The sequence below is a fragment of the Deltaproteobacteria bacterium genome (genome assembly GCA_016210045.1).
GTDB lineage: Bacteria > UBA10199 > UBA10199.
Genome location: JACQUX010000009.1, coordinates 237415 through 257340 on the forward strand (window position 1 = coordinate 237415; position 19926 = coordinate 257340).

Below are 19926 nucleotides of genomic sequence, written 5' to 3' on the forward strand. Positions count from 1 at the left end.
GGGATATTGATTCGCAAGGGAATTGTAGGGCATTTCGGCGTAGCAGCCGCTTACGCAGCGCTGTCGGATGGGTCCACAAATTGGCGCAGTGCGGTAAGGACGGAGACGGCATCGCGGCCTTCCGCCTCGCGCGCGGCCTCGAAGTCGGCGAGCAGTCGGTTGGCCACGAGCCAGTTCCTGGCATGCTCCGCATCCGTTCCACGGAGCGAGTTCCACTGTGCTAGCAGGCGATTCGCTTCCGCGAGCGTCTCACTGTCGACGGTATCGGGCGAATCGATCAATTGTTGATACAGTCGGATCAACGCGCCGACCACAGCGAGCGGTTCGCCGCGCCGCGCCTCGACCCAGTTCGACCAGTGCTTTGGATCGAATCGAAAGGCCACGCAGACGACATTCACGACCCAGACGGGGATCTCGAAGCGATCGAACGCCAGCATTGCCGCATAGTCGACGGCGTGTGGCCACATGCCCGTCGCTCGTTGGAGCGCGACATTCACTGCAATGTTCCCCTCCGCATCGCGGAGCGGGTCCGGCAGTGTCGCCAAACTCCGCGCGAGTTCGTCGCGGGCCGCCTCCATCCAGATCGGCGTTGCCTGACCGAAACTCGCCTCCACGCACGTCGCCAGCAACACATTGACCGCATGTAAGGTGGCAAATCGACGCACCAACTCGATCGCACTGCGACGAAGTCGCTCTGCCGGATCTTGGATGTCGGCAAGGGCGGTCTCCAGATCACAGACGGCGGACAAGTGCTGAATAATCCATTGCGCGGCACACGACTGGTGCGATGCGCCCATATGTTCGACCGCGCCGTGGGCACGTTGGACCCAAGTCGGCACGTGGGCGTCCTGGGCGACTGGAGTTGTTACGGAAACGGCGACAAGATCCGGATCCGGGATCATGCTGAGGAGCGTTCCGGCCCCTGTGGCAAGTTGCACATCGGTCGCTGTCGCGAAGGCCGCTAACACCGCACGGCACTGCCTGGCACGTGCGGGGTCTTGAACCAGTCCAGCCAGCTCCGCAGCCAGCGTACCGGCGCCATCCGGCGGGCTTTCGGCCATGGTCGCTGCGGCTTGTTCATGGAGAAAATCACTGACCAGACGATACGCGGATAATACCGGATCGGCATCGAGGCGTTCGACCCACATCGACCATTGCCCCATATCTCCAACGATCGCTAAACCGAGGAATACGCTGAAACTCAGCGGCACGGACTCGGCATGCAGCGGTGCCACGGCCCCGGCAAACCACTGTGCGACGGTCGCCAATGACGGAGCATGCTCGAACAAGTCGAGCGCCGTTTGTAACACCGCCAGTTGCTCAATCTCCTGAGACGACAGCTCTCCTTGCGACGCACTCAGTCTCTGCTGCTGCTCCCGGAGATGCGCGCCGACGGCGCTGAATAAGGCCGCTCCATCCGTTCGTTCCGCCAGCGTCGCTCCGTTCCATGGAGCTCCCCATGTGGCACACAGCAGATGCAATGCCTGTAACCGCAACAACCAGGCGACACCGCAAGCCCGCACGCATTCCATCGGCGGACGCGTGTCCAGATCCGCCGGCAACGCGACGACGTCGCGCAACTGCGCTGCGATCCAGGGTCGCAATTCGTCTGCTTCCGCCTCCGCAATGGGGGTCACTTCTCGCAGCGCCGCCTCCCACTGAGGAAAGCTCGACGCCGTCGATCCTGCAAGCCGCGGTTCCTCGGCGCGGCCGGTCGCCGCGAGGATATCAGCCAGCGGCAACATGACGGTGCCGGGGACGAGTCCGGCGCGCTCCACGACTTCATTGGCACGCAACGTCGTGAAGGTTCGCGCCACCAACTGTCGCCACGCCATCAACGGTCGATGTGCAATCTGACGCACGATCCCGTCGAGGCCGACTGCGGAGCCCGTTGCGGCGTTGAGGGTGTCATCGTAGTACTGTCCTGCCCCGTTCACCACCCGCTCATGTCCGGTCGGCCACTCCCGCAGCTGCGCGCTTGTGGCCGGGAACAAGTGGCTCGCGAAGACACAGAACAAATCATAGATCCAACGCTGTTTCGCCGGAGGCCAGGTGCTCACGAGCGACTCGTGCGTATCGAGCAAACCGTGGACGACGGACAACTGGGCGTCGGTCAGACCGCGCGCCGTCGCCAGTGCGGAGTCTTTGGGGGTCGCGCGTGCCGGTGCTACGGCCGCCGGCGCCGGTCGGGCCGTGGCATCCACGGCTGACTCGATGATCTGCCCGTCATCGGCGACCTGAATCGTCGGCGTTGCACAGGCCAACGGCAACGCGCGGCCGGCGAATCGGGTCCAGAGGGCTGATGCCGGGATCGCAATCTGGCGTGCGGCAATCGCGGCTCCCCATCCCGACGGCAAGCGGCCTGGATTCCTGACTGCTGATGCACGATCCAGAGTCGGCAGCGACAGCGGATGCGCACGCCGCAGCACAGACGGAAACGGAGCAGTTCCCAACCGCACTCCATGCGACAGCAACGACTGGCAGGACGGGAGAGCAGCTGGGGGCTTGATGATGCGGCCAAATGCCATGGCGCCACCACACACCGCCAGGGCACTGGATGTCAATATTTTTATCCGACGACCACAGGAGAGGTCTTCGGCACTCTAACTGGCAAGCTCCACCAGGCGGTCGAGGAAGGCCTTCGCGTGGGAGATGTCCACTTCCCATTGCGTCGCGGTAGTGCGCCACACGGGATGGGTGGTCGCCAGCATCCGCATCGAGCCTTTGGTCACCTGGATGTGGTCCATGAAATCGTCGATAAACCGGATCTGGCCGTCGCGTTTTTCCAAATGCATCCATCCGTAGCGGCCCAATGTCTCCAGCTGATCGGTGCGTACGGCCCCCGGAGGGCCGACCATCGCCAGCGCCATGTCGAAGACTTCGACCCCGGTGGGACGCGCGACCAGGTGTTCGTCTTTGGGCCGGATCGTCCATTCGCCGCCACCGGCCCCTTGCACGGTAATGCCGCAGTCGCGCGAGCAGACGAAGCTGCGCGTCAGTCCGGCGGATTGTTCGCGCGTTTCGTGAACGAAACGCACTTCGATCGGGTGTCCTTGATATGCGCCGGACAAGATCACGCCACCGCCTTGAATGACGCCTCGATCATTCGATTTCGGCACTTCGGTGTAGCGCAAGCCGACTGCGTCAGCAAAGGCCTTGAGGGAAGATTGGTACGATTGTGCCATGCCGGAGCTTCCGACACGGCTGCGACGTCCAACCAGCATGTACCAAAGGATCGCACCGCCAAGGAAAACGGTCATCAGGATGTACGGGAGATACTGCATCCACACCAGTTGGTTGGTGAAATTTGGGATCGGCGGCATACGCGCTCCTTCAAGTGAACATTGCGATGCCTTGCATCATCGCTTGCGGCGATCCGAACTGGCGCCCGCCGACGAGTTGGACCACACGCCCGGTGCGTTGGTCGGTAAAATAGATTTCGCGCTGCGGCCAGAGGGAACGCCCCGTCGTGATTCGTTGCGTGCATCCGCTAACGGCCGACCATGGGAAATGTTCGACGCATCCCTTGAAGCGCTTCACGATCCCGTGCGGGGTCAGCAGCAAGACATTCGAACCGGCGCTCCACAGTTCACGCAGCCGACGGAGAATCACGATGGCGCACGCCAACGCCCACAGCAGCAGAAACGCGAACACGAGGTTGGTCTCGGTGTCCGCCAATGCCTGTTGAAACGCCTCACGCAGCGGATGGGCCATAAAATGGCGGCCAAAGAGATAAAGCCAGCCGGCAAGGGCTAGTCCGCCCATCACGAGCGGGTAGAGGAGACGGGCCACCGCGACGAACGGCCGGTAACGGAACACGACCCATCCCGTTTCTGGTGTCCCTTGGTCCCATTGGGCCAAGATGCGTTCCGTTTCCATGTGGGCGATACAGGATTCGAACCTGTGACTCCCTCCGTGTAAAGGAGGTACTCTACCGCTGAGTTAATCGCCCGGGGATGTAACCCTCCGTGTAAAGGAGTGACCAATGGTGCGCAACGCTCCCTCCTCGGTCGCGTTGCGGTCATTCACTACCGCGCGCCATGCCTCCGCTCTCGCTCCGGCGCGCTTACTCTACCGCTGAGTTAATCGCCCCCCAACAACCGCCCTGCTTTGCGGGTGGCAGTCTCCACCGCGTCGATCAGCGCAATGGCCAAGCCGCGTTCTTCTAATTTGGTGAGTCCGTCAATCGTGCAACCGCCGGGAGTGGTGACGGCATCTTTCAACGCGGCCGGGTGTTGCTTGGTCGTCAGCACTAATTCCGCAGCGCCCTTCAACACCTGCGCGGCCAGCTTCAGCGCCGTTTCGCGTGGCAGGCCCATCTTGACGCCGCCGGCCGACAACGCCTCGATGATCTTGAACGCAAACGCCGGTCCGCACCCGCCCAGGCCCGTGGCCACATTCATGTGGCGCTCGTCGAGCACCTCCACTTCGCCAACGGTGGCGAAGATCCGCTGCGCGGTAGCCAAGTCGTCCGGCTTCGCGTGCCGCCCCGCCGCCAAACACGTCATCGAGGCGCGCACCATCACTGGCGTATTCGGCATCGCGCGCACGACGCGGAGTGGATGTTTGCAAAACTTTTCGATTTGCTGCGTGCTGCAGCCGCTCACGACGGAGATCACGAGCTGGCGTGGCGTGAGCCGCGGAGCGATCTCTTTCAACAGCGCCGCCACTTCGTCAGGATGAACACAGAGCACGATTAAATCGGCACCGCGCACTGCCGCGCGATTGTCGGTACTGCCACGGACTTTCCGAGCCTGCCACGCCGCGAGCGAAGCGTCGTGCCGCGCGGTGACGGCAATCTGCGACGCCGTCACGGTTTTCGAAACCAGCAATCCATCAATGATCGCGGAGCCGATCTTGCCGGCCCCACCAAGAAACGCGAGTCGTTGATCTTTCATCGTGCCGCGGCCCTAGCACAGAAGCCGCGCGCTGACTAGTTGGGACGTGCATCACAGTTGCAGTCCGAGGGCGAGGGCCGCTTCCACTTTCAGTTCGTCAGTTGGCTGGGATGCGGGTTCTTCAAGGACCGCACGCAGGGACGGGATGATGGCCGGGTCGCGGATCTGTTGGTAGGCTTGTAAAGCTTGAGCACGGAGCCGATCGTGTTCCCGCTGTGCCTCAGCCTCTGTTTTCGTCCTATCGGCTCCGACCGGCACCACCGAATACCCTCGCGGATGCGCCTCCGCGATCCAGGGCTCCAACTTGGTCCGTGCCACCGCCGGATCGCCATAGGTCCCAATCAGGGCGGCCGCGTGGATACGCGCCCACTTGTTCGTTGTCTGCGCTTGGACTGCCCTCAACACGGATTCCGCAGTGGCGACATCGCCGCAGGCCCATAAAGCACCTGCCAATTCTGAGCGGACTCCGCTTTCCATCGCTTCAGTTGCAAGAACGGCCCGGAGCGCGGGAACGGCCTCAGGGTCCGCTACTTTCGTAATCGCGCGCAATGCCGCAAGGCGGTGCCTGATGAATACCGAACTCGACAGGAAGGGCGTCAAGAGGGGGAGGGCGAGGGCCGGGGTGGCATGAGCCAAGAGATCGAGCAGGTATTCTGTGATCGGATTGCAGGGTTGCTGAAGCTGAGCGGTCCAGGACCGCCGGATTGCAGTGGCATCGCCGAGTGCCAAGGCCAGACTGGCGCGGGCCGCATCGAACCGCCCCGTCTCGCCTCCAAAGGGATCTTTTGGAGTGGGGCGCGCGAGCGCCGCAGCCAGTTCGCCATGCAACGCGGTGAGATCAAAGCCGGCGGGGAGCAATTCATTCAAGAGATAGTCCCCCACATTCTGCGGCCAGCCTATGTGGAGATACTCGCTATCCAACACGTCCCGCGACAACAAGATCCCGCGCACTCCGGCCACGGCCGCATCGGTCTCGCCCAAGCGCTGCAACGCCGCCGCACAGGCGGCCCGCACGGTGGCTGGGGGGTTCCGCTGACGTACGAAGAAGGAGGGCGCGACGGCGGGCGGATGATCGGACATCCACTGCAGCAGCTGCAGCACTGCGGCCTTTGCACCGGTCTTGCCCAAGGCTACGGCGAGCCGCCTACCACACCCACCACGAGCATCCGGGGCGCTCTCCGCAAAAGCCTGTTGCAGGGCTTCCGCAAAATGCGGCCACCCCAATTGCCCCATGGCGTCGATCGACGTGTAACTCATCTTGCCCACGAGCATTCTTTGCAGCGTCATGACAACCAACGCCTCGAGCGTCGGATCACGAGGGGTCAGCAATTGCGGTGCGACCTGGCAGTCCAGTAATTCAAAGTGGGCCCCAATCGCTAATGCAGACACATGGTCCGGTTCCGTCACGGTCAGGAGCCCACTTGCAATTAACTGGTTCCCCTCAGCAACCCACAGTTGAGCTCCGGCAGGCGTCTCGGTAAGACGGAGCAGAGGTTTGTCGGGAGAGAAGAGGAGGCGTGAAGTCCCTCCCGCCTCGCCAGCCGTGGCGACGGTCAGAAACTCGCGAAACGCCCCGCCTAATTCCCGGCGCACCAAGACGGTATCCGCGGAACGCGCCGGGAGACGGAGGGCCGTGACCCCCCGCGCCGAGTCATGCCACACCGTGGCCTCACGGAACAGCTCCAGGGCTACGCGCTGGCGGTTCATGGTTCGCATCGGGGACTCCTCATCAGTACATAAACGTTTCCTATCTTTATCGACGCCCTCGCCAAGAAAGTTGCGTGGATAATCAGGCGTGAAAAAAATCTCGCCAACCCCCTGTGAATCACCATATAAGGCGACGCATGCCCGTGCGACTCCTCCTACTGCTCGGCGTGCTGCTCTGCGGCGGGCTCCGGCCCGCGCTGGCCAATGATTCCTTCGCGGCCATTGGGGCCGGGGGATTGGTGTTGCAAAAGAGCGACGGCGTGGTGATGGAGTCGGAGGATCTGTATCTGTCGCTGCGACAGGTAAAGATTCGCTATGTATTTTTCAACAGCACCGCGCAGGATTTGACGACTATCGTCGCCTTTCCAGTGCCCGACATCGAGATTTACGGCCCGGATGACGTCAACACGCGCTTCCTGACTGAATCGGATCCAATGCAGTTTCGCATCGCGGTCGACGGCAACGCAGTGAAGGCCCAAATGGAGCGGAAGGCGACGTCGAAGGGTGTCGCACTGAAATACTATTGGACGCAGACGTTCCCGAAAAGAAAACGTTTGGTCGTGGAACACTACTACGCACCGGCGATCGGGGGATTTTTCTACGGCGAGGGCACTGCGGCCGATGCCAATAAGACGTATTGCATCGATCCGCCACTCCAGTCGTCGCTGCGACAGCTGGCCACGAAACACAATGGCTTGGTTCCCACATGGGAGCTGGTCTACATCCTTTCCACCGGAAGCCACTGGAAAGGGCCGATCCGCGACTTTCGTTTGGTGATCGATAAAGAAAAACCGGAGCGGTTGCTCTCACTGTGCATTGATGGGATCCGCAAGATCAGTCCGACACAATTCGAAGTCCGCAAGACCAACTTTACGCCACAGACCGATCTGCACATTGCGTTCTTCGGCGATGCGGGCGCGGCCGCGGAGTAAACAAATCCCTTTTTCCGCTTGAATTTATCCCCAGCAACGCTAGGAACCCACCCCACTCCCCCAGATCGGCGGGGTGGTAGTTCAGTTGGTTAGAACGCCGCCCTGTCACGGCGGAGGGGCAAGGGCGCGGCGACGAATTTGTCGCCGCATAGCCGGCGGCAGTGATGACCACGACGCGACGAACAGGAGCGTCGTGCACCGCAGCGGGGGTTCGAGCAGTGGAATTTTTTGTGCGTTAGCGATTAAGGTCGATTGGTCAGCGGGGTGGTAGTTCAGTTGGTTAGAACGCCGCCCTGTCACGGCGGAGGTCGCGGGTTCGAGTCCCGTCCACCCCGCTGACCAATCTACACCGAACTTGCTGCCTCGATCATCGTCCACCGCACAATGCCCTTGACACTGCCTGCATCACCGCACTAGTACAATTGGTATGTCACCAAAACTCCTCACCGCGCCGACCCACCATCATACGCTTCACTGGTGGTTGGCCCCCGCCAACCGACACGCATAATCATCCGTCAGTTTCGTTTCGCAAAAACCCACACCAATCCCCGACTGCGGGGAAAAGGAGAGACGTTATGACACCACCCACGGTGAAGTTCGGCACGACCACGCAAGACATCTGCACCAAACGCGCAGGTTACAGGAAATTCGACCCGTCGAGTTATGGTGAATGCGTGCGGACGGAGCGAATCACCGTCCCGACCGCGACGATTTGTGTCCCCACGCAGGATGCGGGCGAATCCTGTGTCGCGCTGCCGCCGGAGACGGCGAAAACCCTCTTTGATCAATATCAGCGGCTGTTAAATGGAGCCGAAAAGGAACCGGTACGTGGATATCAGGGACGTTCTTACTATGGTGGCCCCAAATCAACTTTCCCTTGTTTCTAGCGCCGATCGTCGGTTGATACGCCCGTGTGGGAAGCTGTTGCCCACACGGGCGAACCGACATCATTACGCTTCTGGGCTTCAGGCACGAGCACGTTTCATTTGACATGACATGATAATGTACAATATGATGACATATCGGAGGCGTGCGCCATGCAAAATGTCACATTTAGCGAGTTGCGGAATAACGCGAAAAAATATTTCGATGCCGTGGAATCCGGCGAAACGCTGGAGGTGTATCGGAATGGCAAACCGATCGCGATGATCTCGCCAGCACGTGAACACTCGCTCAGTCGCTGGCGATCCGCCCGTCCGCTGAAGATTGCCGGCATCTCGCTCAGTCGACTGATCATGCAAGAACGCGAGGAATAATCGTGCGCCTGTTTCTCGATTCATCCGCACTGGCCAAACGGTATCTCGACGAGGCAGGCTCGGAGCTCGTCGCCGAGCAGTGCACACGGGCAACGGAGATCCTCTTGTCGGTCATCGCCATTCCCGAGGTCCTCTCCGCGTTGAATCGCCTGCGCCGCGAGGGCCACATGCAGAGCCCGCAGTATCGACGTCTAAAATCCACACTCATGCTGGACGTCGAGCAAGCTGCGATCGTTGAGTTGTCGCCGGCCGTCGTTCAAAAGACCGTGCATTGCATCGAACACTGTGCAGTCAAGACACTGGACGCGATCCAAATCGCCTCCGCCCTCATTGCGGAGTGCGACCGTTTTCTCTCCGCCGATCACCGCCAACTCGCGGCGGCCAAACGGATGGGGCTGCGCATCGCCGCGATGTAATCCCCTAATACTCCGATTCCATTTCGCTCTTTGACGCGGTTTTTTTGCGGGTGGCGTTTTTGGTGCCGGTTTTGGCCGGGGGGATCGTGGATTGCGGGATCGGGTCGATCGTGATGACGCCGGACTCGGCGGTCTTCGCGGTCGCGGTTGCGGTCGCTTTGGCGGCGCTGCGCGTGGCCGTCGCCTTCGCATTCTTCGTGGTCGCGGAGGCGTTCGAGGTCAGCGTCTTCTCGACGATCGTCGCCGCTTTCGGCGGCGTGCTCGACACACTCGCCGGCGCGGCCTTGATGCTCCCTTTATACGAGGACGAGAGCCACGTCGGTTTTTCGACCGGGGTGTCGAGTGCGGCATCGAATGCCGTGCTCGATGTGGTGACGCCTTTACTCGTGGTCGGGGCCGAACGGACGGGGGGACCAACGGCCGGTCCGACCGGTGACAGCGGCGGCACACTGATGATCGGTGCCGGACCGGTCGGGGCGCCGCGCGTGGCACCGGCGGCTGGCGCGCCACGGGACATTTCATACGACTCCGGCCCTGGCAACACGGACTTCACCGACGACGGACGCACTGGGGTCTGGGCTGGGGGTTCTGTCCAGCCCTCGCTGAATTCGAGCAAGTCTTCGCGGTGCGTGCGGATCATGTCGCGGATCGTCTCTTGCTGCTTCTTCCCATAATTTTGCTGCACGAAACTGTTCCGCTGCTCGATCTTCCGCTGCAGGATATCTTGGAAGTCGCGCGAATCACGGACGATGTATGGGGTCAGAAAGATCAGGAGATTGCGTTTGCCCACTTGTTTATTGGTGCGCGAGAAAAAGAACCCGAGCAGCGGGATATCGCCCAACACCGGGATCTTCCGCTTCCCGGCGGTCATTTCATCTTGCATCAGTCCGCCGATCACGATCGTCTGGCCGTCTTGACACAACACGTTGGTCTGAACCTTGCGCTTACTCTTGGACGGGGCATTCAATCCTTGCACGCGCGCACCGAAGGTCGAAAGTTCCTGCTCGATCTTCAACGCAATGGAATCGCCGTAGCCCACCGACGGCTTAATCTTCATCGTGAGTCCCGCTTCTTCGTACTGGACGGGATTGATCGTCGTGACGCCGCCTTGCCCGATTGACTGCGCGCCGGGGATCGGCTCTTTTTCTTGGACTTCGATCGTCGCCTCTTCGTTTTCCAATGTGAGCAGATTCGGCGTCGAGATGATATTCGCATTGCCGTACGTGGAGAGCGCGGTGATGAACGCTGAAAAAGCGGGGATCGAGATCGATTGGCTCTGCCCCTGGGCGCCGACGGTTTGGAGATTGACGGTGCGTTGGCTGATCAAGCCGCCGAGCAGCGCCGGCGCCGATTCGGGCCCGCTCAGCAGACCGCTCTGGATCCCGGACAATGCTCCAAACGACTGGCCGAAGCCCAACGCCGCGCCCGCGCCGATGCCGCCATGCCCGGAGAATCCGTAATCCTTGCTGGTGTCGATGGAGAGTTCCATCACAACCGCTTCGAGATAGACTTGGCGGCGGCGGACGTCGAGTTTGCTGATGACCTTCTCGACCAACGTCTTGAAGTCTTTAAATGTCGAAGTGATGATCAACGCATTCACCGTTTTGTCGGCAGTGACTTTAATGCCGCCCTCCAGCTCCGCGACAACCGCGCCACTGTCGGCGGCCTGGCCCTTTCCGCCTTTCCCCGGCTCCGGTTTCTTGGCCGTACCGGAAACCAACGTGGTGAGCGTCGTGGCCAGTTCATCGGCCTTGGCGTATTTGAGATAGTAGACGTGGATGTGGCCCTCTTGGCCACTGGCCATCTTTTGATCGAGACGCTGGATGATGGAGCGGACTTGGTCCATCGCCCGCTTGCTGGCGAGCACGATGATGGAATTGGTTCGATCGTCGGGAATCAGTTTCGACACTTCTTCAATGTCGACCGGCTCGCCGGCTTTCGGCTTCGTCTTCCCGGCTTGGGTCTTTTGTTCGAACAATTGGTTCACGATCCCGGCGATCTCCTTTGCCGACGCGTGCTTCACTGGCATAATTTCCATCGTCTGCTGCGGACCCTCTTGATCGAGTTCCTTCACGATCTTCATCAACCGATCGATGTTGGTCCCGGAGTCGGTGATGATCAGCGTGTTGGTTTGGGTGTACGCGCTGATCGAACCGCCTTTGGAGATCATGTCTTTGATGGCGTCGTACATATCCTTGGCGCTGATATTCCGCATCGTCACCAAGCGGGTAATGAAAAGGTCGGACACCGGCGTCGTATCGACGTGGGTCGGGATCGGGTATTTTTTCGCATCGGTCAGGCCGACGACCTTGAAGACTCCGCCGGGCCCTTCCACGATGGTGTATCCGGCCACGTTCAATGCGGAGAGAAAGGCTTGATAGACCTCGCCGCGCGTCATTGGGCGTTCGGAGAGGATCGTGATCTCTTTCGACTGGACGCTGGAATCGAGAATGAAATTGCGTTTCGTCCACGCACTGATCTGCCGGATGATATCTTCGATTTTGGCCTTCGGCGCGTTGAGGCAAAAATGTTGGTCGTCGAGATGGTCGCAGTCGAGATTGGTCCCGGTCGCGGCGCCGTCCCCCGTTGGACCTCCTGCACTCGGTGCCGGTGCGGGCGCCGTGCCCGGCGAGGTCAGCACCTCCGGCACTTCGGTCTCGACCGACGTCGGATCCGATTCCCCCGCCGGCACTTGCGCCATGCCCGGCGGCGTCATCAGGCAGAGACATACGAGTGCCACGAATCGCTTACCGCACTTCATATTCATACGTTTCCACTTTACTGCTCCGTTGCAAGTCGAGCGTGAACTGTGTCTGTTCCTTTAGCTGACCGAACAATTGAAATCCACTCTTCACATCAAGATCTTGCCCGTTGATGCGGCTCAAGACATCGCCGCGCCGCAGCCCCAATTTGGCAAACAGCGAGCCAGGCTTAATGGAGAGGATCTTGACGCCTTCGGCCTTCCCCTCTTTGTTGAAGTTCGGGACGACACGAATTTCCGTATAGAGTTGATCGAGATGGCCCAACGCGGCGTCCAGTTCGGTGCGATTGATGACAAATTTATTGGGACCCGCCTCGGTGACTTGTTCGCCGGTCGGGGCGCCGGTCGGTTCCGGCGTGGGCTTGCCACCGACGAGATCCCCCCCTTTGCTGGGAGGGCCGAACATGGAAGAGCTCATGTCGTTCTGCAATTCGGCGTATTCCAACCGTCCGTTGTTGTGAAATTCGATCCGCCGTGATTTGACGAGCACTAAGCGGGTCCCGGGAAACGATTTGCTCGCGCGGCCGACGCTCCAGACTTCGTTCTCTTTGCCACCCGAAATAATCGTACTGGAGCGGGAGTCTTTTCCCTCGCCTACGGCCAACGTCCCGACGACTTTCATATTCAGCGCAGTTTTCACCGCTTCCCCCGACGGCACCACCGGTTCCACCGCTTGCGCCTGGCACTCCGGCCGGGCATCTCCGGGAACGCACGGCTCGGCGGTGACGACTTTTTGGATCGTGGCATCGAAAATGTTGCGATCCACGATCGCCTGATAGTGTTCCCGCTCTTCGATCTTGATATCGAACGGGGCACCGCCCGCGCCCTTGCTCACGACGCCGATGGAGCGTGGGACTTCGAGCAAGGTCGCAATGTACACATTCGCAATCTTCGCCAAAAAATAGGCCGCGAGGATAACGACGGCACAATTGAGCAGCCAACCATATTGTTTCAGGACCCCATCCACCCGCACTCTCCGAAAAGTGGCCGGATTCTAACAGACTTAGCGGAACACGCAAACATCTTTACGCGACGACGCACGGAAGCGTACAATTTGCCGTGATGCGATGGAGTCTCTATCTCGGCGCCGGCCTCGGCTGGATCTACGGAGGGAGCCAAGTAACCACGAACCGCCCCCTGGCCCTCCTGTACTTCTGTTGCGGCCTCCTGAGCTGGACCTTCATGGAATATGCGGTGCATCGTTGGTTCCTGCATCGGCACAACATGATCGCGTCGGGCAGCGACCCCCTCCGTTGCTGGCACCGCGCTCACCACGCCACACCGGAGGCGCCACACCGACTACCCCTCCCACTCCCATTCAGCCTGACCGGCTATGCGATGTGCCTGATCGTCGCGTGGAGCTGGTCGCAGACATGGCCGCTGGCCGGATTGGCCGCCACCGGATGGAGCCTCGGCTACCTCGCGTATGAATGGCTGCATCGGATGTATCATTTAGGCACACCACAGCACCGCATCTCACGAGCGCTGCGTCGCCACCACCTGATTCATCATTACGCCGAACCGGAACGGGCGTTCGGGATCACGACCCCGTTCTGGGACCTCTTCTTCTGGACCTGGCCCCGCCACCGTGCCCCATTGACCCTCGCCACCGAACAGAAAAAATGGTTAAGACGGTAACCAGGCAAGTCAAAATGCAAAATGCAAATATCAAAATGCAAAATGAATCGGACCACGTACGTCTGCGATTTTGCATTTTGCATTTTGCACTTTGCATTTTGACTTGCTCCCTTTGCCTTATGCATTTCCCGGCCCTGGCCGCCCCGCCGCCGCCAATTCGGCCGAACTTCTCGATGGAATACGTCGTCACCGTCCCGACCGATCCGTATAGCCCGATCGGCGTCGAGACGCGCTTGCAAGGGGGCAATGAAATCCAACACGTGGTGTGGAATTTCGGGGATCAAGTCCCCGAAGCCCTGACGGCATCGGGCGAAATCGTCCCGCAAGGGCCGGGCGCATGGCGTTGGACTCCGGCGCGGATCGACGGCACCGTCCGGTATCAAATCGCCCCGAACCACCGACGTAACGTGAAAGGGTTCGATAGCTATCGCGCGGCGACCTGGTTGCTGACCCGCACCAGCCAACTCTTCCCGCGCAAACGCTATCTCAGCGCCCACCCGATTCGCGGCATGAGCCGAGTCACCTTTCAACTCCCGCCCGATTGGCAAGTGGTCAGCGCGATGCCCGCACTCGCCGCGCGCCGGTTCGACGCCTTGCCGCGCGGGTCCAGCATCGCCGCGCCGTACGGCTGGTTATTGATGGGACAGCTCGACGTGGTGCAACTCACGATCGCCGACGTCGCCGTCACGCTCGCGACCCCGAAGGAACCGACGTTTGACCTTACACCATTGCGCGAAACATTGGTCCGCGCGCTGCCGCGCTATCAACGACTCTTCGGCCGCTTGCCGCCGACGCTGCTGGTGATCGCCGGCCCGGAACCGATGTGGCACGGCGGACTCTCCGGCGAGGATTCGTTGTACGTCAGCCAACACTTGCCGCTCGTCTCCGCCGATTACACACCGACATTGCTCCACGAACTCTTCCACGTGTTGCAAGGGTTCCGCAAATCCAGTGTCCGGGCGGATTGGGTCGTGGAGGGCTTGGCCGAATACTATTCGCTCCATTTCGCCCGCGCGCTCCATATGATCACGCGCGCGGAATTTGCGAAGGGCGTGGCCAAATTCGACCGCCAAGCCACGTGGCGCGCGAACTTTTCCACCTCGACCGATCAGAGAGTGTTGTACAACGCCGCGCCGCTGCTGTTGTTCTATTTCGACCAACTGATTCGCGAACACTCCGCAGATCAAAAATCGCTGCGCGATGTGGTGCATGCCGTGGCCACGGCGGACGAAATTTCCACCGTCGGATTCAAACAGGCGTTAGCGAAAGTGCTCCCGGCCCTCGATTGGGACCGCCTCTTCCAACGGCATGTCTTCGGCGGCGAACGGCCGGAGTATGAGAAGTATTTGGAGCGGCTGAAACAACCGCAAGCGCGATGAACGCACACCGCCCCAAGGGGCGGGGAATCCACCTCCCTCTCCCTTTGTGAGGGGGAGGCCACCGAGACTATCACTATCTTGAATCCTCCCCCTCACCCTGGCCCTCTCCCCAAAGGGAGAGGGAATAAAAAAACGCGACACGTTGCGCGGAATTCCACTTGGAGAGATTAATCACCATGCGCACGTTCCCATAACATTTGATACGTCGCCAGTCCGCATGCGACGCGTTCTGCCACGGAGAGCGATGCGGTGGGCACTCCGTCAAGCGCCTCCAATAACGGACGCAGGCCAATATTGTTCGCGAGTTGGATTTGCAATCCGGGCCGGCCGTTGAGTTCCAGCACCATTGGGCCGTGATCGCGATCGAACACGATATCGACGCCGAGATAGCCGAGCGGTACCGCATCGTAACAACGCGCGCTGATTTCCAGCAGTCGTGGCCAATGCGGCAATGCGTGTCCGGCGAGCGGCGCTTCGGTGTCGGGGTGGCGCCGGACTGCGAGGCCGCGATAGAGACCGTGCCGCGTGATGCCGGTCGTCAGATCGATCCCGACGCCGACGCCGCCGACGTGGAGATTAGCGCGTCCGGCGGAGCGCCGCGTCGGCAGGCGCAGCATCGCCAACAGCGGGATGCCGCGGATGACGAGAAAGCGGAGATCCGGCAATCCGGTGACCGCCAACGAGTCCAGCACCGGATCGAGATGCAAACGTTGTTCGACGATTGCGGTGTCGGAGCGTTCATCCAGCGAATAGACACCGTCAAGGATCGCGTCGACGTGGCGCACTAAATCGCGGATCCGCCAGCGCCGTCCGTGACTCAGTTGCAAGCCGTCCGCCGTGCGTTCGCAAATCACGATCCCGCCGCCGCCATAGCCGCGCGCCGGCTTCACGACAAATTCCGCGTGGGCCGCGACGACCGACTCGAGGCGACGCAACTCATACCGATGGTGGATGATGTCATAGGTCGCCGGCGTCGGGAGCGCGTGGGCGTTCAAGCGCGTCTTCGTCATTTCTTTTTCATCGACGAGCGGGAGTAATTCGATCGGATTGAGCGGAAAGAGATAGCGACCGTTGCGTCGATTCAGGCCTAACACGGTCTGCCGCACGTAGCGGAATTGCGCCCACCGACTGTGTTCGCGGTGGATCGTGGTCATGCGGCCCTGCCTACGCGATAATAGCGCCACAGTTCGACGACGCGTAGTCCCTTCCACAGCCCGATCACGCCGGAGGCCGCGATCGTGGCGACTAACAGTTCCGGATAGACGATCACCAGCGATTGCAATTCCAACCATTCGGTCAGCAGATAGCCGAGGATGCAGATCGCCAACGTGGAACCGGAGAGCGTCACCGCCTCGCGCCATCCGACTTCCATATGGGTGCGCGTGAAGTGCTCGATCATTCCGGCCATGATCACCATCGGAAAGACGCTGATGTCGACCAGCGGTCCCAACCCCCACCAAATGCCGACCATCGCCACCGCGAGCATCACCAGCGCGACCAGACCGATCAACAGCGCCATCCGCGCCACCAGGAACAGATGGACGCGCGTGAGCAGCAGTCGGAGCAGAATGCCAAGGCCGAGGATGGCCAGGAAGAGGAACGTTCCCCACACCAGGCCGGTGCGCAGGAACGCGACACACATAATAACCGGCGCAAAGGTGCCGAAGGTCTCGAAACCGAGGATGCCGCGATAACAGACGACGAGCAACGCGATCAACGGCAACACGAGCACGGTCGCCATCCCGTGCGGCGTAATGCCGGCGCGCGCGGCGCGCACCCAAGTGTCGCGCAAGAAGCGGCGCCACGCGGAAAATGCGACCGGCGTCGCAGCGGTGAAGGTGTGCAACGGCCAGCGGCCCTTCGCAGCGACTTCATCGATAGGAAACCCATTGAGGAAGTGATCGGCCACGAAGTCCCAGAACAAGTGCGTCTCTGCGGCGGTCGGCACGATATACAACGCCTTCGGATGGAATAATTCCACCAGAGCACTGCCGAAAAATTCGGCGACCGATGGGTACATCGCTCCATTCAAATAAATCGTCTTCTGCCGAAACACGCCGCGTCGCCCGGCTTGGCTCATGATCGCGGAGAGACAGGCGTCGTCGCGCGTCTGGATCACCAGCACATCCGCCTCGCGGACTAAGCGATCGTGGCTTTTAATGACGTCTTCAATGAATTCGCCGCGGAACAGCCGCGACTCGTACGGCGCGATCAGAAACGAGACCTTCACTTGTTCGCTGCCGGCGAGGGCCGTCAGTTTTTCCGTGAGGGATGGCGGGATTTCGCGATCGGCGATCCAGACGATCGACGCGACCGGCGCAGTCATCTCTTTTTCGTTCGACGCCAGCCGCGTAATGGAGCGATCGTCCGGCTCCGCCAGCGATTCACGGAAGGCTTGTGTCGCTTCTTCCGCCGACGTCTGCGTCACCAGAAATTCATAATCGAAATCGATCGCGGCGGTGTGCCGCATCAGGACTAGATCGCCGCGGAACAACGCCAAGAAACGATTCGGGAGCCGACCGAAATAGCCGCGCGTCGGATCGAGCGGGATCCATTCCACGACGCCGCGTGCCTGCGCATCTGCGGCGGGGCGCACCGGCACTTCGACCCAATAGGTGTAGCGCTTGCGCCGCTTCAAATCCTTCAGCACCAGTCCGCCGACCATCCGCGCCGGAATCCCGCGGGCGCGCAGCAACGTCGTCAACAAGCGCGCCTTGCCGGCCGCGTCGCCGCGGCGATCGGCCAAGACGCGCGCGGCGTCGAGCGGGACGGCCGTGTACGAGACGCGTTCGATCGCGTTCGCCACGAAGTCGAACAAGGCGCGCGTCCCTTCTAATGTGGCGCCGTGGCGGCCGGCCACGGTCTGGGCCGTTGCGCGCAGCTGCGGATCGTTCACTTGCAAGCGCGGTTCGACAGCCAACCACTCGGTCAATTCCGTCGCGATCGCGGCGTCGAGCGGCACCGGCTCGCGCGCCCCGTCGATCCGCGCGGTGACATCGAGAAAGATCTGATCTTTGTCGCGACTCGGCAACGCCCGAGACCATTGGCCGAGCAGATTCGCTCCGTCGAGCAGTTCGCGATACTGGAGCGGTTCGGCAAAAAAGGAGCGGCGCAAGATCGTTTGGCGTTCATCCGACAGCGGGAGAAAGACCCGGACGCGTTTCGTCCGATCCGCCTCGCCGAGCGTGACATGCAACCGCAGATCCCAATACAACGGACCGGACACGGCGACCACGGCCTGTTCATCGGTCTCGTCGGGCGTTCCTTGATCCGGCACCGCCTCGACCGTGACGCCGACTTCCGTGACCGCGACATCCTTCGCACGGCCCGCGCCGCCGCAGATCCCGAGCAGGCCCGCCAAGACGCCAATCCGAATGCCCCACGATCCCCATGACATGGCCGCGCATCATGCTGGATCGCCACGCCGACTGCAAATTGTAATTACTGATTCAAGGCGCGGTCCGGCCGAATGGTATACACACGGCACAACGGCTCGTTAAACACACGATACACGCCGGGCTCGCGATCGAACTGTCGCAAAAACGGTTGATGCTCGTCGGTATCGGTAAAGACATAGTGCGCTCGGAATGCCTGCACGATGCGCGGGGCATACGGGCCGGCCGCCTCGCCGCGCGTGATGGCGACATACTCCTGATAGAGGGCGGCGTCGTAGCGCTGCATGAAATAGGGATCGAGCCCGACGACGTAGCGGAGCTGCGGGGCGCGAAAATAGAGGACCGGAAAGTCATCCCAATCCGTCGGAAAAATCAACGCACCTGCGGGGAGATGACGATCCAACCACTCACCGGCGCGCAAGTAACACTGATATTTCTCATCGGGCTGGTTGGTCGCGCAAAACCGCGTGGCCACCATCCCAGCGCCGCTCACCGCCACAACGGCGATGAGTCCAGAGAGGCGACGTCGACCCACCACCGAACAGCGCTCCCAGACGAGACGATGGTACGCCGCCAACCCCAACAGCAGGATGGGCACCGCAAAATCGACCATGCGACGATAGCGGGCGAACAGACCAACAAACGCAATGCCGAGCAGCAACAGAAACACGCGCTCTGTCCCGGACTGCTCGGCATTCCGCTTGCGGACCAGTGTGGAGGCCACCAACAGCACGAGACCCGTCACGACCAGCGGGCAACTCCCGACGATCATGTCCCACGCATTGGCCGGATGCCATTCGGCCGAGATCGGGATACTCCCCAATGGGGCCAGGCTGCGCCGCAGATTAAAAAAGTACGACGCAAAGTTCTCGGGGAAATAGGGATTCAGGATGCTGCCGCAGAGGAAGCCGGCCACGATCGACCGAAGGCCGATCCAGTCCCAGCGGTCCTGGGTACAGCGGACACTGAACCACCAGAGGCCCGTAACCAGTCCCACTAATAAGAATGAATCGTAGAGCCAAACGTTAACCCAGACCGCGACGAACAAGAGCCAATACCGTTGCCGCAGCAGCGCAACAACCACAATCAAAAGGATCGCCGTGGCCAGTGACAGACCGCGCGCCATCTGCATCCGAAAGAGGAAGTCCGATGCCCCGGCGCAAAATAGCAGCACCCAACACCACCGCATGCGTGCCTGCAGCTGCGTCAACGCCCAACAAAAAACCAACGCAGCAAGGGCGGCAAAGCAGGCGGCTTCCAACTTTGCGCCCACGCGGATATCGGGCAGCAGCGCAAAGGGGATCGAGGCCACGTGAAAAAGCCAGTGATGGTCGCGATACGCCTCGCCCCAGATCGTATACGCGAGCTCTGGCAGCTGACGGGGAATGCCGCGCTCGAGCAGCGACCGGCTGAGTTGGATATGAAAATGTCCGTCGTTCCCGATCAGCCGCGCGGTGGCAAATTGTGTCAGGAGGTAAAACGCACTGACAGCCGCGATCGCGACCACCCAGCACAGCACCCGTTGACGGCGCACCATGAGCGGG

General features: G+C 61.0%; 16 protein-coding genes and 3 tRNA genes. 8 read left to right on the forward strand and 11 right to left on the reverse strand.

The features are described 5' to 3' along the window. Positions 1-50: 50 nt before the first annotated feature. The 6 genes from HY696_03035 to HY696_03060 all read right to left on the reverse strand — a co-directional run bounded on the left by HY696_03035 (position 51) and on the right by HY696_03060 (position 6614). Positions 51-2528, reverse strand: a complete 2478-nt coding sequence (locus HY696_03035; GenBank protein ID MBI4237381.1) for a hypothetical protein — start codon at positions 2526-2528, stop codon at positions 51-53. A 75-nt stretch (positions 2529-2603) separates the two neighbouring features. Beyond that, on the reverse strand, positions 2604-3323 hold the full coding sequence (locus HY696_03040) for a hypothetical protein (protein ID MBI4237382.1): 720 nt from the start codon (positions 3321-3323) through the stop codon (positions 2604-2606). Positions 3324-3333: 10 nt separating this feature from the next. Next, entirely contained in the window at positions 3334-3879 is a 546-nt protein-coding gene (locus HY696_03045) for a hypothetical protein (GenBank protein MBI4237383.1), read from the reverse strand. Position 3880: 1 nt separating this feature from the next. Then, a tRNA-Val gene (locus HY696_03050) sits at positions 3881-3952 on the reverse strand. A gap of 130 nt (positions 3953-4082) precedes the next feature. Further along, on the reverse strand, positions 4083-4898 hold the full coding sequence (gene proC, locus HY696_03055; protein MBI4237384.1) for a pyrroline-5-carboxylate reductase: 816 nt from the start codon (positions 4896-4898) through the stop codon (positions 4083-4085). A gap of 51 nt (positions 4899-4949) precedes the next feature. Next, the gene (locus HY696_03060; protein ID MBI4237385.1) at positions 4950-6614 is read right to left on the reverse strand and encodes a HEAT repeat domain-containing protein; all 1665 of its coding nucleotides are present in this window, start codon (positions 6612-6614) and stop codon (positions 4950-4952) included. A 128-nt stretch (positions 6615-6742) separates the two neighbouring features. Here HY696_03060 and HY696_03065 point away from each other — a divergent pair, with 128 nt between their 5' ends. The 6 genes from HY696_03065 (at position 6743) to HY696_03090 (ending at position 9209) form a co-directional block, all read left to right on the forward strand. Continuing rightward, positions 6743-7537: a DUF4424 family protein gene (locus HY696_03065; GenBank protein ID MBI4237386.1), complete on the forward strand. Its 795-nt coding sequence runs from the start codon at positions 6743-6745 to the stop codon at positions 7535-7537. Between the two features lie 70 nt (positions 7538-7607). Continuing rightward, positions 7608-7686 (forward strand) — tRNA-Asp (locus HY696_03070). A gap of 112 nt (positions 7687-7798) precedes the next feature. Next, positions 7799-7872 (forward strand) — tRNA-Asp (locus HY696_03075). A 240-nt stretch (positions 7873-8112) separates the two neighbouring features. Continuing rightward, positions 8113-8424 (forward strand): hypothetical protein, encoded by a 312-nt coding sequence (locus HY696_03080; GenBank protein ID MBI4237387.1) that lies wholly within the window; start codon positions 8113-8115, stop codon positions 8422-8424. 150 nt (positions 8425-8574) lie between these two features. Next, the gene (locus HY696_03085) at positions 8575-8793 is read left to right on the forward strand and encodes a type II toxin-antitoxin system prevent-host-death family antitoxin (protein MBI4237388.1); all 219 of its coding nucleotides are present in this window, start codon (positions 8575-8577) and stop codon (positions 8791-8793) included. Between the two features lie 2 nt (positions 8794-8795). Next, the gene (locus HY696_03090; GenBank protein MBI4237389.1) at positions 8796-9209 is read left to right on the forward strand and encodes a type II toxin-antitoxin system VapC family toxin; all 414 of its coding nucleotides are present in this window, start codon (positions 8796-8798) and stop codon (positions 9207-9209) included. Positions 9210-9213: 4 nt separating this feature from the next. Here HY696_03090 and gspD read toward each other — a convergent pair whose 3' ends face one another. Together gspD and HY696_03100 are read right to left on the reverse strand one after the other, a co-directional pair. Next, a complete protein-coding gene (gspD, locus tag HY696_03095; protein ID MBI4237390.1) occupies positions 9214-11970 on the reverse strand; it encodes a type II secretion system secretin GspD in 2757 nt (918 codons plus the stop codon). Further along, positions 11957-12937 (reverse strand): hypothetical protein, encoded by a 981-nt coding sequence (locus tag HY696_03100; protein MBI4237391.1) that lies wholly within the window; start codon positions 12935-12937, stop codon positions 11957-11959. The genes gspD and HY696_03100 overlap by 14 nt, the downstream gene beginning before the upstream one ends. Positions 12938-13029: 92 nt before the next feature. Here HY696_03100 and HY696_03105 point away from each other — a divergent pair, with 92 nt between their 5' ends. After that, a complete protein-coding gene (locus HY696_03105) occupies positions 13030-13608 on the forward strand; it encodes a sterol desaturase family protein (protein MBI4237392.1) in 579 nt (192 codons plus the stop codon). Between the two features lie 119 nt (positions 13609-13727). After that, complete coding sequence (locus HY696_03110) at positions 13728-14987, forward strand: hypothetical protein (protein MBI4237393.1); 1260 nt, start codon at positions 13728-13730, stop codon at positions 14985-14987. A gap of 167 nt (positions 14988-15154) precedes the next feature. Here the strand turns inward: HY696_03110 and HY696_03115 are convergent, their stop codons facing one another. Genes HY696_03115 through HY696_03125 form a run of 3 tightly spaced genes read right to left on the reverse strand, consistent with a single transcriptional unit; the run spans position 15155 to position 19919 of the window. Beyond that, entirely contained in the window at positions 15155-16141 is a 987-nt protein-coding gene (locus tag HY696_03115) for an alpha-L-glutamate ligase-like protein (protein ID MBI4237394.1), read from the reverse strand. Next, positions 16138-18384 carry a hypothetical protein gene (locus HY696_03120; GenBank protein ID MBI4237395.1) on the reverse strand — a complete coding sequence of 749 codons (2247 nt, stop codon included), beginning with the start codon at positions 18382-18384 and terminating at the stop codon, positions 16138-16140. The genes HY696_03115 and HY696_03120 overlap by 4 nt, the downstream gene beginning before the upstream one ends. A gap of 44 nt (positions 18385-18428) precedes the next feature. Further along, the gene (locus HY696_03125; protein ID MBI4237396.1) at positions 18429-19919 is read right to left on the reverse strand and encodes a hypothetical protein; all 1491 of its coding nucleotides are present in this window, start codon (positions 19917-19919) and stop codon (positions 18429-18431) included. Positions 19920-19926: the final 7 nt, after the last annotated feature.